The following is a 13,362-nucleotide window of genomic DNA, read 5'->3' as shown; positions in this document are numbered from 1 at the left end:
AAACCCTACTTTATATTTTATTATTTTTTCTAAGTGTATTTTCTTACGTAGTTATTGCTAGTATTGTTATTGATTGACAAGAATACGGTTATCCAAGGATTTAGAAATAGACTTAACACTTAATGAAATGATATTTTATACAATTTTCAATAAAATAACGTTCCCAAATGAAAGTTTGGGATTACTATCGGTGCGTTAGTGGAATATTCGCTTTCCGAAATAATCAATCTTTATTCCAAAAAGCCCTATACTGGTATGAAAAATAGCCCCATTTTGATCAATATTTGTTCAAAATGGGGCTATAATTTTCTATTCGAATCAGCATTTGTAGCTGTATTTTAATCAATCTTTATTCCAAACCAACACCTCGTGATAAACTTAATTTAGTAAGTGTCTTCTGATTACCTTCGAAGCAGTGGACCTAATAATAGAAACTAAAACCGAACGTTCCGGACGATCGTTTTTTTTTGTATAGTATTCCTCAATTTTAAGGAGGTTTTTATTCCTCAAAAGAGAATATACATATAGAAGAGCAAGAGGAACAAATATATTTGTAAATGATTTTAGAGGGAGTGATGGGTCTTGAATTACATTTTATTCCTTATTCTATTAATTTCTCTTATCATTTCTATTCTCATTTCTATTTGGGTACTAAAAAAATGGAATAGATGGTGGGGGATGGTGACAGGATTTTTTATAAACACAGTATTATTAAGTGTAACGTCAACGTTCCTCTACAAGATAGACGCTCAAGTCTTTCTTAAAGAGACGAGTGGATTAGTTATAATAATGCTTTTTATTCCGATAAATACTTGGATTAATTTCTTTATACTTGGATTTATAGGAAATAGAGAAGTAAGGCCCACGGATTCTAACATTCTGTAAGGAAATAATGCAAAGTAGGTGTATGCATGTTAGAAATATGCACGAGGTCAATAGCTTCATCCATAGAAGAATTATTATCTTATGCCACTTCAAGCTATCGTGTTGCAGAAGAATACGATAAGTATGTACGAGAAGAAAGCAGAAAACTATATGCCATAAAAGAAAACAAACACTTCATTGGCTGTATAGGGATCAATTTTACAGAAACTTATTGCTGTGAAATCAAGCATATCGCGGTGTCCCCATCTAAGAGTGGCCTAGGAATTGGGAAAAGAATGATAGACTTTATTTTGGAGAGACATTCGCTCCAACGAATAGTCGCAGAAACCGATCTGGAAGCGGTGGAATTTTATAAAAGCTATGGATTCGACATCATTAGTTTAGGTGAAAAATATGCAGGAGTTGAGCGATTTTGGTGTGAATATAACAGGGGAGAGAATAATGATGATTACGGAAATAGTGAAAAATAGAGCAGGCATAAGTACGGAAGGCCATTTTGTCGGCATTGGTTCAACAAGAAAAGTGTACAGGTGGAAAGATTATGTGGTAAAGGTGAAATCTCCATAGCATAGGGCATCAACAATCTATAAGAGAGCTTGAGATATATGAGTATATGCAAGCAAATGGGTTTGGGGAACTTTTTGCTCCAACTTATTATGTAGATGAGGAAATTCGTTGATACGGTGCCATTCCTGTGGGAAAGAGTAATACATAGAAAGAAACCATGAAAATACATCCAATGATTTCACAATTATTAGATCTAATTGGAACTCCGTGAGAGTGGAAATAAGAAAAATTAATGAAATGAGGGGCCAGACAGATGTGGAACAACATAAAACAGTGGGCAAAGAGGTTAAAGCGTTCTATTTTCATCTTATATTTAGCTTCTAAAGATAAACGAGTACCACTCTCAGCAAAATTGTTCACAGCCTTTATTGTCGCATATGCATTCAGTCCAATTGACCTCATCCCAGACTTTATCCCTGTGCTCGGATACTTGGATGATGTCATTCTTCTGCCAATAGGCATTTATTTTGCTCTACGAATGATTCCAAAAAATGTTCTTGCTGAATGTGAATTAAAAGTAGCAAAGCTCATGAAGCAAGAAAAGCCGAAAAACTGGATTGCAGGGTGCATCATCCTTTTCATTTGGGTAGCCATTGCAACGTGGATGATTTATTTAATTTACGGGATCATTAAATGAACAAACTAAATACAGTGGAAGTACCATTTTTCACTAAGTTGAATAGTAAATTAATATCGAACAAAGCAATGAACCCATTGCGAACAAATAACACACAAAAAAAGAGACACCCTTTATGGATGTCTCTAATTCATTAACCTAACTCCGAAGAATTAAAGTTTTGTAATGTTAACAGCTTGTGGTCCACGTTGACCGTCTTCCACATCAAATTCCACTTTTTGACCTTCGTCAAGTGATTTGAAACCGTCGCCTTGAATTGCTGAGAAGTGAGCGAATACGTCGTTTCCGCCTTCTACTTCGATAAATCCGAAACCTTTTTCTGCGTTAAACCATTTTACTGTACCTTGTGTCATGTAAAAAACCTCCAAATAATGTTTTAATAATATATAATTTCTTCAAAAGATATTAAAAAATTCACATATTACAAAAAGTACCGAACGAACACGATTACTCTTTGTAATATGTGAATTCATTGTTTCTGTTAAGCAATTTAATTATTATCCTTATTATAGAACAGATTTACACACTTGTCCAATAAAATACGCTATTCACGAGAACATGAGCAAAATCTTATGTAATATCATCCGATTGGCGAAGAGTTAAAAGCCCGTGGATGAAATTGAAAGGCTATTGTCTGCGAGTTATTTTTTGATTCTGTAAAAACGATTGTATAGGAACTGACCAAAACGGGTGCGGTAATCGGATAGGTTGTTTGTAAAAATGCCTCCAAAGAATAGGTACAATCCATGTACCCAAAGCATGATCCAAAAATAAAGGCCGAAAAAAAGAGAACAGAGTGCTATTAAATAACGAGCGATCGCTTCCGATTGTAGATGGTCTTTAACGAGTAACCAATACCAATCATACACAATACAGCTAAAAGAATTGTGTACCATTCTATGAACTGAAAAAAGATAACCACCAATAATACCCCAATACCACAAATTGTAATACGGCTCCTAGATATAGAATGAATCATACGAGTAGGCTCTGGAAGGTACTTCTTTTCATTTATATTACCCATTCTAATATCCTCCATCTTTTTGGTGATGACTGCAACTGCCGCTCAAATAGTGAACTGGCATGTCTTTTTATATATTTAGTATTAAGATTAGATATCAAAAAAAAGACAAAAAAAGAGACACCCACAAAGGATATCTCTTTTTAAAACTAATTCCTAAGAATTAAAGTTTTGTAATGTTAACAGCTTGTGGTCCACGTTGACCGTCTTCCACTTCAAATTCCACTTTTTGACCTTCGTCAAGTGATTTGAAACCGTCGCCTTGAATTGCTGAGAAGTGAGCGAATACGTCGTTTCCGCCTTCTACTTCGATAAATCCGAAACCTTTTTCTGCGTTAAACCATTTTACTGTACCTTGTGTCATTTAAAAAACCTCCAAATATTGTGAATAAAAAATTCACATATTACAAAAAGTACCGAACGAACACGATTACTCTTTGTAATATGTGAATTCATTGTTTCTTTTAAGCAATTTAATTATTGTCTTAACAATACAATGAATTTATTCATTTGTCAACCAAGGTACGTTTATAAGGAGAACAAGAGTAATACAACAGGAACTGCAACCATGTTTAAAAAAGCTTATGTTAAAGATATTTGTTATTTTCTTCTAAGCTAAAGGGAAGTTCACTGGATGAAGCAGGTGTTTTTGGATTTATGTCGAAGCAATTTATATATGGGTAGTTATTTTACAGTGTAGGTATAAGCAGAATTATCGAGAATAAAGAAGTTAAGGGGGGAATCGCGATGATTTTAGATGATGCTATAGAGACAATTGTAAATAGTCTTAAGCTGAACAAAAAGGTTCAAGCGATTTTTATAAAAGGCTCAATAGGCCGTGGCGAACAGGACGAGCATTCGGATATCGATTTATATTGCTTAGTGAATGAGGAAGATAAAGAAGAATTCCTTGAAAGTAGGCTTCAACATTTAGAATCCTATAACCAATTATTATTTCATGATGATATCTTTATTGTGGCTCCACAGATTCTTGCTGTCTATGAAAATTTAGTGCATATTGACCTTTTTACAGTGACAGAACATACATATATCGAAAAGGATTTTATGAAAGTGTTATACGATCCAAACTTTAAATTGGAGAAATACAAACAAACCCAAAACCTAAAATTATCCGACCATGAGTTTCAAGACGCAGTCGATGATGTCGCGTGGTTCCTTTTCCAGTATAAAAAATCATCTGCTCGAGGCAATGATATATGGTCAGTTAGTATGCTACACCATGTCATGACACATCTATCAAGAATATTACTACACCGCTATCATTCGGACAGAGCTCAATTGGGATTGAAAACATTGGAAATCTCCCTCCCCGAAGGAATCGTCCGGGAAATTAAGCAGATTTACGAAAACATAACACCACAAAAACATAAACAGGCAGTCCAATTAATATGTGTGCTACTATTCGATGAAACTGAATGGATTTTCTCTGAGGTAGCACACCCAGAAAAGATCAAGCCGTTGTGGGATCGAATGCTTACTTCATTCCTATAAAAGACATAAGTGTTTTGGTTAGTAAAAACTGAAAAGATTGAAACAGGAGGGATTCAAACAATGATGAAAATAGTACCTCCTAAGCCTTTTTACTATAAAGGTGGAGAGAAAGCCGTATTACTACTACATTCTTTTACAAGCAATACTATGGATGTAAAAAAGCTGGGAAAATATTTGCAAAAGAACAATTATTCTTGTTATGCACCATTATATAGTGGACATGGTTTACCTGCAGAAGAACTCATTACATATAGACCATCAGATTGGTGGCAAGATGTACTAAATGGTTACCAGTTATTGAGGGATGAAGGTTTTGAAAAAATAGCAGTGATTGGTCTTTCTCTTGGTGGCGTGTTTGCATTAAAAGTTGGACAAGAGTTAGACGTAAATGGTGTTGTGACAATGTCAGTACCAATACATAGGGAAGTTTCTGTCCTACAAAAGCGTGTCTTCCATTATGCAAAAAGATATAAAAAGCTTGAAGGGAAACAGGAAGAACAAATAAATTTAGAAATGAAACTTCTTCAAAATATGTCAATGGATTCATTAGTCGAGTTCCAAGAGCTAATTGATGTAACAATGGATAAATTAGCTCTCATTACTTCCCCAATTAATATATTATATGGCGAATTAGATGAACCATTATATGAAGAGAGTGCAAAGGTTATATTTCAAAGTGTTAAGACGAATAAAAAAACAATGAAAGGGTACCCGAACTCTACACATTTGATGACATTAGGAACCGATATTAACGACGTGAACAAAGACATTCTTACGTTTTTAAATGATTTAATTTAATAATTAAACTGACAGAGGGCTTTAATTCATTTGAGAAAGCATAAAAATGCAACGAAATGGCATCTCTGCATTTCTACAAATTGAAAAAGCCTTGCCATTCAGAGATGATCAAATGGTAAGGCTTTTCTTATGCATTAACTATGTTTCTTTTGAAATTGAACCATGAAGTCGCCAAGTGCTTGGCATGCTTCTAATGGGACTGCATTATAAGTGGAAGCTCGGCAACCACCCACTGAGCGATGTCCATTTAATCCGACAAAACCTGCTTCTTCTGCTTCCGTTAAAAATAGCTTTTCTAATGTTTCATCCGCAACTCGGAATGTGATGTTCATCAACGAACGGCTTTCAGGTGTTGCATGTCCTGTGTAAAAACCATTGCTATGATCAATAGCATCATAGATGACTTTCGCTTTCTCCTCATTGTTTTTAGCAATTGCCTCTAATCCACCTTTTGCTTCCATCCAATTAAGTACTTCTCCTAGCATATAAATACCAAATGTAGGCGGAGTGTTGTACAAGGAATTGTTATCTGCATGTGTGCTGTATTTTAAGATAGTTGGGATATCCATATTAGCTTTTTCAAGTAAATCTTTACGTACAATAACGACTGTTACACCAGATGGACCAAGGTTTTTCTGTGCTCCAGCATAGATCATGCCGAATTTATTGATATCAACTGGTTTAGACATAATGTCACTAGACATATCTGCGATCAATGGAATATCACCTGTGTCAGGAAACGCTGACCACTGAGTTCCGTAAATTGTATTATTGGATGTTAGATGAATAAAAGCGTCGTCCTCATTAATTTGGATATCTTCTAATGCAGGAATGTTACGGTATTTGTTTTCTTTTGTACTTACTACTTCGTAAGGTTCGCCAAATAGTTTCGCTTCTTTAAATGCTTTTTCTGACCAAGAGCCTGTCATGATATAACCCGCTTGTTGACCGACTTGTAAGAAATTCATTGGAATCATTGAAAATTGTAGGCTTGCTCCACCTTGAAGAAAAAGAACTTCATATTGATCTGGAATAGAAAAGAGCTTTCTCATTCGAGAGATTGCCCCGTTATGTATTTCTTCGAAAATTACACTGCGATGACTCATCTCCATGATGGACATGCCTGTGCCACGGAAATTAGTTAGTTCTGATTGTGCTTTTTCTAATACTTCTAGCGGAAGAGCAGAAGGACCTGCGTTAAAATTATATGCACGTAGATTTGATTCATTCAAATTGAACACTCCTAGTCTATGTAGATGGATTTTATTTTTCTATTATATACTGTTTTAAACGTTAGACATTAAAATTCGCAAAATTTTTTTAAAAAAGTGAATAAAGTGTTAACCCGCATGTATTCGGAGGTGCTTTTACTCCCAGTTTAAACTCCAGGATATCTTCAATCGCGAGAGAAGGTATCCCATTTCATGTATGAAGCCATAAAATTTCTACAAACTCCATTTCAACACAAATAATCATTTCTACATTTTATAGCTCATATTTTGCCAATAAAAAATATTTCAGATGCCGAATTATTTTGCTTTCGTATCTTTCGCAATGTTCAAACTTTTGCTAAAATAGTAAAGTCTTAATTTATAATGTGGGGGAAAAAAAGTGAGAGTATTTTTGGATTTAGGTTGGTTTTTTAAACAAAGGAAAAAGCAGTATTTAGTGGGGATTTTCATGCTTATGTTTGTAGCATTTTTACAGCTGCTCCCGCCAAAAATTATTGGGTTCGTCGTAGATGAAATCAGTCTCGGGACACTAACCGCTGGATTTTTAACTAAATGGCTTTCCATTTTAGCAGTGACCGCTATTGTTATGTACATTGTACGCTACTACTGGCGCATCATGATTTTTGGTTCAGCTATTTTTCTAGCAAGACAGTTAAGAGAAAGATTGTTTCATCATTTTACAAAAATGGCACCTTCGTTCTATCAAAAGAAGCGCGTAGGAGACCTAATGGCGCACGCAACGAATGATTTATCTGCTGTTCAACAAACGGCTGGTGCTGGAGTTTTAACACTCGTCGATTCTTTAACTACGGGTGGATTTGTTATTGCGGCTATGGCTATAACGATTAACTGGAAGCTGACGTTAATCGCATTAATTCCACTACCGTTAATGGCTATTTTAACAAGCTATTATGGGAAATTGTTACATCAACGTTTTCGCTATGCACAAGAGGCATTTTCCGACTTAAATGATAAAGCCCAGGAAAGTATTTCTGGAGTAAAAGTCATTAAAACGTTTGGACAGGAAAAAGAAGATACAGAGGACTTTGTAGGGCTTTCTCAAGAGGTTGTTGATAAAAATATGCGCGTAGCAAGAGTGGATTCTCTATTTGACCCAACGATTTCGTTAGTTGTTGGGATGTGTTTCTTCTTATCCATTGTATTTGGAACTCGCTTTATTTTAGCTGACGAAATGTCCATTGGGGATTTATTTGCTTTTACATCGTATCTAGGCCTACTCGTTTGGCCAATGCTAGCTTTCGGTTGGCTATTTAACATTGTGGAACGCGGTCGTGCTTCCTATGATCGTATCAATAATTTATTAGATGAAGAAGTTGAAATTGACGACAAAGTAGGAGCACTTAATGAAAAGCCAGAAGGCGATATTCAATTTCATCTGGATGAATTTAAATTTCCTGATGATGAGCGATTAGCTTTGCACAATGTTCATTTCACGCTTAAACGTGGCGAAACTTTAGGAATAGTCGGAAAAACTGGTGCTGGTAAAACTGCTATCTTGAAATTATTAATGAGGGAATTTGAAGGGTATAAAGGGGAAATTGTCTACGGAAGTCATACAATTGACGCCTATAAAAAGCGCAGCTTGCGTGAAGCAATAGGGTATGTGCCACAGGATCATTTCCTGTTTTCAACAACGGTTGCTGGCAATATTGCTTTTGCAAATGCAGGAGCCACGATGGAGCAGGTGCAGGAAGCAGCGAAACTTGCATCTATTCATGATGACATATTGCAGTTCACGGATGGGTATAAAACCGTTGTCGGAGAACGCGGAGTATCATTATCAGGTGGGCAAAAACAACGTATTTCCATAGCACGTGCACTGATGATGGAGCCCGAGTTACTTATTCTTGATGACTCACTATCGGCGGTTGACGCACGTACAGAAGAAGCAATTTTAGAGGCTTTAAAAGAAAAACGTACGGATGAAACAACGATTATTACGTCCCACCGCTTAAGTGCTATTCAACATGCTCATCAAATAATCGTTATGAGTGAAGGAACAATTATCGAAAAAGGCTCGCATGAAGCATTAATGGATTTAAAAGGGATGTATTACGAAATGTATCAATTACAACAACTTGAAACAATAGTGGAAAAGGGGGGCGAATCATTATGAATGAAAAACAGCCTCAGTTAACTGGTAAGGAGCAGTGGCAAATTCTTAAACGACTGCTAACTTACTTAAAGCCACATAAAAAAATTATTTCCATTGCGTTAATTTTACTAATTATTACGGTGACAGGGGATATTCTCGGTCCGTATTTGATTAAAACGTTTATGGACGATTATTTAACACCACGAAATTTTCCAACTGGCCCACTAGTAGGTTTAGCGCTTGGATATATTTTCATCCAAGTTGGAAATGTCATCGTAAGTTATTTTCAATTGATGAAGTTTCAGGAAATTGCACTGAAAATTATTCAACAAATGCGTATCGATGTTTTTACAAAGGTGCACAAGCTAGGAATGCGTTATTTTGATAAGACACCGGCGGGAAGTATCGTGTCACGTGTCACTAATGATACAGAAGCAATTAAAGATATGTTCGTTAGTGTGTTAGTAGGATTTGTGCAAAGTGGATTTTTAATCATTGGTGTCTACATTGCTATGTTCATATTAAACGTGAAATTGGCGTTATTAGCGACGGTTTTACTGCCAATTATGTTTATGGTTATTCGAACATATAGAAAGTATAGTTCCGTTGTTTATCAGGATTTGCGTGAACGACTGAGTCAATTAAATGCGAAACTTGCGGAATCACTTCAAGGGATGACCATGATTCAAGCATTCAGACAAGAAGATCGTCTGCAAGACGAATTCAATGAAATTAATGATTCTCACTGGAAGGCAGGAAGACGAAATATTAAGCTCGATAGTCTATTGCTTCGCCCGGCAATCGATTTGGTTTACGCGCTTGCAATTATTATGGTGCTTAGCTATTTTGGTGTTACATCGATGAACAATGTGGTAGAGGTTGGGGTCATTTATGCATTTGTTACCTATATTGATCGCTTCTTTGAGCCAATAAATCAAGTGATGCAGCGACTATCCATCTTCCAGCAAGCAATTGTTGCTGCTTCTCGCGTATTCAAGTTACTGGATGAAACAGATTTAGCTCCTAATCAAAACAATGTGGTAGATGCTAAAATTGATCAAGGGAAAATTGAATTTCAAAATGTGACGTTTTCGTATGATGGAAGAACGGATGTGTTAAAAAATATTTCGTTTACTGCAGAGCCAGGTCAAACGGTTGCATTAGTAGGCCATACGGGTAGCGGGAAAAGTTCGATTATTAACTTGCTAATGCGTTTTTATGAATTCGAGCAAGGCGATATTAAAATTGATGGACAATCCGTAAAAGATTTTGAGACAAAGGAAATTCGAGAAAAAGTGGGGCTCGTTCTGCAAGATCCGTTTTTGTTCTACGGGGATATCGAAAGCAATATACGATTACACGCAAAAGATATGACAGATGTAGAAGTAAGAGCAGCTGCGGAATTTGTGCAAGCGAACAATTTTATCGAAAAACTACCGGATACGTACAAGCAAAAAGTAACAGAAAGAGGCTCAACTTTCTCTAGCGGGCAAAGACAGCTTGTTGCGTTTGCACGTACAATAGCTACTAATCCGAAAATTTTAGTATTAGATGAAGCAACGGCAAATATTGATACCGAAACGGAAGTAGCGATTCAAAGTAGTTTAGAGAAAATGAGACAGGGCCGTACAACGATTGCTATTGCCCATCGTTTGAGTACCATTCAAGATGCGGAACTCATCCTCGTTTTACATCACGGAGAAATCGTCGAGCGAGGCACACATCAGGAATTACTAAACGAAAAAGGCTTATACCATAAGATGTACTTATTGCAGAACAGCGTCGTCGAAGTAATGGCTTAATATCGCTATGACGTATTTTTATCGCATATAAACCATTCAGTTTTTACGACGATGTGTGCGCAAAATACCAGTATACAAGGCGTAGTTTAGAAGACAAAAAGATTCGAAAAGCTGTCACAAGCTTTAGTAGAGTCAAACTGCCAAAAATTTGATACGATAGGGACAGTAATTCGGAAAGGAAGACTGCCGTGAGTACAGATATAAACTTGCTACTGGCGTTTGGTGCAGGGTTTCTAAGTTTTATTTCCCCTTGTACGCTACCATTATATCCTGCATTTTTATCTTATATAACAGGAATGTCGCTAGAAGAAATTAAAACAGATAAAAAGTTAATGCAAAAGAGAGGAATGCTTCATACATTATTCTTCCTATTAGGGTTTTCTATTATTTTTGTTGCATTAGGGTTTGCAACATCTTTAGTTGGGACATTCTTCATTCAATACGACGATTTAATTCGTCAAGTTGGCGCAATTTTTATTATTGTGTTTGGACTAATTGTGGTAGGTGTATTTAAACCTGAATTCCTTATGAAAGAAAAACGTTTGGAGTTTAAAAATCGTCCATCTGGCTTTTTTGGAACAACATTAATCGGAATGGCATTTGCAGCTGGTTGGCAGCCTTGTACAGGTCCGATTTTAGCTGCAGTGTTAGTAATGGCAGGAGCAAATCCAGGAGCAGGCGTATGGTATATGCTTGCATATGTATTAGGATTCGCTATTCCATTTTTCGTGTTATCATTCTTTGTGACACGACTGAATTGGATTCGTAAAAATAGCAATTTGATCGTGAAGATTGGTGGATACTTTATGATCGCCCTTGGTGTTCTATTATTTTTTGATGGGCTATCATTTATTATTCGTATGTTAAGTCCGATTTTTGGAGACTTTACTGGATTTTAATTGGAGGGAGTCATGACTATGCCCACAGTATTAGTAGTGGATGATGCAGTTTTCATGCGTTCCACAATTAAGAGAATGCTTGAAAATCAACAGTTTGAGGTAGTTGGCGAAGCAAGCAATGGACTAGAAGCAATTGATATGTATAGAAAACTATTACCAGATGTAGTGACAATGGATATTACCATGCCACGTATGACAGGAATCGAGGCCGTGAAAGCAATTATTGCCGAGTATCCAGATGCGAAAATTGTCATGGTCACTGCTCTTGGTCAGCAAAAGCTAATTGTAGACGCACTAGAATATGGAGCGAAAGATTTTATTACTAAACCATTTGACCCTGATCAAATGGTGCATGTTTTACAAAATGTTACTTCTGACTAGGAATAACCGGTCTAAAAATAGAAATAAAAGATATGGAGAATACGTATGTTTGAAAAAATTCCAGCTAATGTAATGATTATTGCAACTACTATCATGGCAATTGGAATGGGAATTGTCGTCACGACTTTACGAGCAAAAGCTGCAAAGCACCCTGCTAGCGTCAAAAAAATCCTATTACCACCGTTATTCATGTCTACAGGTGCAGTAATGTTTGTATTTCCGTTTTTCCGTGTAACGGGAGCGCAAATGTTAGAAGCAATTGGAGTCGGGATATTGTTTTCAATAGTTCTTATTTGGACATCCAAATTTGAGCGAAAAGATGGAAACATTTATTTGAAACAATCGAAAGCGTTTGTTTTTATATTAATTGGATTGTTAATCATCCGAGTAATAGGGAAAATTGTATTGAGCTCAACGATTGATGTTGGAGCACTTAGTGGAATGTTTTGGATTTTAGCATTCGGGATGATTGTTCCATGGAGAATTGCAATGTATTTGCAATATAAAAAAATACAAAAAGAAGTAATTGAATAATAAAAGCGAGCACCTTTACGGGTAACGGGTTCGGTTGAGAGGGAGAAAATCTCAAAAAACAACCCAAATAGCAATGCAATTAGCATCAAATTCGTCATTAAATTAACATTAAAAAACGCTTGGGTGTGAAATCCAAGCGTTTTTACATACTTATTCGTAGTATTCAGTTTCTTGAATGTACCAATCTTCTCTAGGTTCTTTAGTCAAATACACATCTACATAAATGTCTTTTTCCTTACCTTTTACTTTGATTGTAAGAGTAGCCTCACCAGAACCATTCGATGTGTTGATACTACCTGATGGCAAAATTCCAAATCCTTCAATGCTACCTGTTTCTCTAATGATGGTTTCATCTTGTAAGATATAATCTTCAGATGCTTTATATGCTTCCGAATTTTTAAAGAACGCTACGAATGAAACGAATGGAACAACCATAACGGCAATAGATAAAACAATTGCAGATATAATAAGAATTGTCTTTTTTAAAACACTCATTTCCTTCGTTTTAACAACTACTGTTTTAGCAATTTTATCGCCTAAACGTTGTTTATCCTTATCAACGGCTAATACAATAAATTCAATCCACCCTAAAACTTGAGTTAGATTTCTTAAAAACAATTTTAAGACGGAAGGGATTTCATTTTGATTACCTTGATTACGAACAGCAATGCCAATCAGTCGTTTCCCTATACTCTGACCTTTAATCGCATCTTTAAAGCCAAATATTAAAAAAAGTAGAATGAACCAACCGAAAATGGAGGAAAACATAAGTGCGTTATTTTCATTGTTGCCTGCCATTATTAGTGTTATTAATGGTGCGAGACCGACAAAAATTAAAATAGAATAATCTATAAAATAAGCAAAAATTCTACTTTTTCTCGAAGCAATGGTAATTTCATATTCCATTGTAATACCTCCATCGCTCTGTTATTTCAGCCATTGAAACGAGGAGGCTGAAGCCAAGCCCACGGAAAGCGA

General features: G+C 36.0%; 14 protein-coding genes. 9 read left to right on the top strand and 5 right to left on the bottom strand.

The genetic code is table 11. The features are described from left to right. Positions 1-911 precede the first annotated feature (911 nt). Both MHH81_RS10305 and MHH81_RS10300 read left to right on the top strand, forming a co-directional pair. Positions 912-1,355: a GNAT family N-acetyltransferase gene (locus tag MHH81_RS10305; protein WP_340920784.1), complete on the top strand. Its 444-nt coding sequence runs from the start codon at positions 912-914 to the stop codon at positions 1,353-1,355. 350 nt (positions 1,356-1,705) lie between these two features. Continuing rightward, positions 1,706-2,089, top strand: a complete 384-nt coding sequence (locus MHH81_RS10300) for a YkvA family protein (RefSeq protein WP_340920782.1) — start codon at positions 1,706-1,708, stop codon at positions 2,087-2,089. Between the two features lie 152 nt (positions 2,090-2,241). Here the strand turns inward: MHH81_RS10300 and MHH81_RS10295 are convergent, their stop codons facing one another. The 3 genes from MHH81_RS10295 to MHH81_RS10285 form a co-directional block, all read right to left on the bottom strand. Next, on the bottom strand, positions 2,242-2,442 hold the full coding sequence (locus MHH81_RS10295) for a cold-shock protein (protein ID WP_340920780.1): 201 nt from the start codon (positions 2,440-2,442) through the stop codon (positions 2,242-2,244). 449 nt (positions 2,443-2,891) lie between these two features. Then, positions 2,892-3,113 (bottom strand): hypothetical protein, encoded by a 222-nt coding sequence (locus MHH81_RS10290; protein ID WP_340920778.1) that lies wholly within the window; start codon positions 3,111-3,113, stop codon positions 2,892-2,894. Between the two features lie 160 nt (positions 3,114-3,273). Then, entirely contained in the window at positions 3,274-3,474 is a 201-nt protein-coding gene (locus tag MHH81_RS10285) for a cold-shock protein (protein WP_340920776.1), read from the bottom strand. A gap of 383 nt (positions 3,475-3,857) precedes the next feature. Between MHH81_RS10285 and MHH81_RS10280 the strand changes: the two genes are divergently transcribed. Both MHH81_RS10280 and MHH81_RS10275 read left to right on the top strand, forming a co-directional pair. Further along, positions 3,858-4,622 carry a nucleotidyltransferase domain-containing protein gene (locus MHH81_RS10280; protein WP_340920774.1) on the top strand — a complete coding sequence of 255 codons (765 nt, stop codon included), beginning with the start codon at positions 3,858-3,860 and terminating at the stop codon, positions 4,620-4,622. 60 nt (positions 4,623-4,682) lie between these two features. Then, complete coding sequence (locus MHH81_RS10275) at positions 4,683-5,420, top strand: alpha/beta hydrolase (protein ID WP_340920772.1); 738 nt, start codon at positions 4,683-4,685, stop codon at positions 5,418-5,420. Positions 5,421-5,554: 134 nt separating this feature from the next. On the opposite strand, the gene serC is transcribed toward MHH81_RS10275, so the two are convergent. Then, complete coding sequence (gene serC / locus MHH81_RS10270; RefSeq protein WP_340920770.1) at positions 5,555-6,652, bottom strand: 3-phosphoserine/phosphohydroxythreonine transaminase; 1,098 nt, start codon at positions 6,650-6,652, stop codon at positions 5,555-5,557. Between the two features lie 379 nt (positions 6,653-7,031). On the opposite strand from serC, the gene MHH81_RS10265 reads away from it, so the two are divergent. The 5 genes from MHH81_RS10265 to MHH81_RS10245 all read left to right on the top strand — a co-directional run bounded on the left by MHH81_RS10265 (position 7,032) and on the right by MHH81_RS10245 (position 12,384). Next, on the top strand, positions 7,032-8,789 hold the full coding sequence (locus MHH81_RS10265; RefSeq protein WP_340920768.1) for an ABC transporter transmembrane domain-containing protein: 1,758 nt from the start codon (positions 7,032-7,034) through the stop codon (positions 8,787-8,789). Then, the gene (locus tag MHH81_RS10260; RefSeq protein WP_340920766.1) at positions 8,786-10,570 is read left to right on the top strand and encodes an ABC transporter ATP-binding protein; all 1,785 of its coding nucleotides are present in this window, start codon (positions 8,786-8,788) and stop codon (positions 10,568-10,570) included. Before MHH81_RS10265 ends, MHH81_RS10260 begins: the two co-directional genes overlap by 4 nt. Positions 10,571-10,758: 188 nt before the next feature. Continuing rightward, the gene (locus MHH81_RS10255) at positions 10,759-11,469 is read left to right on the top strand and encodes a cytochrome c biogenesis CcdA family protein (RefSeq protein WP_340920764.1); all 711 of its coding nucleotides are present in this window, start codon (positions 10,759-10,761) and stop codon (positions 11,467-11,469) included. Between the two features lie 18 nt (positions 11,470-11,487). Continuing rightward, complete coding sequence (locus MHH81_RS10250) at positions 11,488-11,850, top strand: response regulator (protein ID WP_340925217.1); 363 nt, start codon at positions 11,488-11,490, stop codon at positions 11,848-11,850. A gap of 45 nt (positions 11,851-11,895) precedes the next feature. After that, a complete protein-coding gene (locus tag MHH81_RS10245; RefSeq protein ID WP_340920763.1) occupies positions 11,896-12,384 on the top strand; it encodes a CcdC family protein in 489 nt (162 codons plus the stop codon). 150 nt (positions 12,385-12,534) lie between these two features. Here the strand turns inward: MHH81_RS10245 and MHH81_RS10240 are convergent, their stop codons facing one another. After that, positions 12,535-13,290, bottom strand: a complete 756-nt coding sequence (locus tag MHH81_RS10240) for an RDD family protein (protein ID WP_340920760.1) — start codon at positions 13,288-13,290, stop codon at positions 12,535-12,537. Positions 13,291-13,362 lie beyond the last annotated feature (72 nt).

The organism is Psychrobacillus sp. FSL H8-0484, assembly GCF_038005325.1.
Taxonomy (GTDB): domain Bacteria; phylum Bacillota; class Bacilli; order Bacillales_A; family Planococcaceae; genus Psychrobacillus.
This window is presented reverse-complemented; position numbering and strand designations above follow the sequence as displayed.

Bases quoted from the DNA above. Each gene is read 5' to 3' on its own strand.
- MHH81_RS10305 (WP_340920784.1), top strand. From the start codon at position 912: ATGTTAGAAATATGCACGAGGTCAATAGCTTCATCCATAGAAGAATTA.
- MHH81_RS10300 (WP_340920782.1), top strand. From the start codon at position 1,706: ATGTGGAACAACATAAAACAGTGGGCAAAGAGGTTAAAGCGTTCTATT.
- MHH81_RS10295 (WP_340920780.1), bottom strand. From the start codon at position 2,442: ATGACACAAGGTACAGTAAAATGGTTTAACGCAGAAAAAGGTTTCGGA.
- MHH81_RS10290 (WP_340920778.1), bottom strand. From the start codon at position 3,113: ATGGGTAATATAAATGAAAAGAAGTACCTTCCAGAGCCTACTCGTATG.
- MHH81_RS10285 (WP_340920776.1), bottom strand. From the start codon at position 3,474: ATGACACAAGGTACAGTAAAATGGTTTAACGCAGAAAAAGGTTTCGGA.
- MHH81_RS10280 (WP_340920774.1), top strand. From the start codon at position 3,858: ATGATTTTAGATGATGCTATAGAGACAATTGTAAATAGTCTTAAGCTG.
- MHH81_RS10275 (WP_340920772.1), top strand. From the start codon at position 4,683: ATGATGAAAATAGTACCTCCTAAGCCTTTTTACTATAAAGGTGGAGAG.
- MHH81_RS10260 (WP_340920766.1), top strand. From the start codon at position 8,786: ATGAATGAAAAACAGCCTCAGTTAACTGGTAAGGAGCAGTGGCAAATT.
- MHH81_RS10250 (WP_340925217.1), top strand. From the start codon at position 11,488: ATGCCCACAGTATTAGTAGTGGATGATGCAGTTTTCATGCGTTCCACA.
- MHH81_RS10245 (WP_340920763.1), top strand. From the start codon at position 11,896: ATGTTTGAAAAAATTCCAGCTAATGTAATGATTATTGCAACTACTATC.
- MHH81_RS10240 (WP_340920760.1), bottom strand. From the start codon at position 13,290: ATGGAATATGAAATTACCATTGCTTCGAGAAAAAGTAGAATTTTTGCT.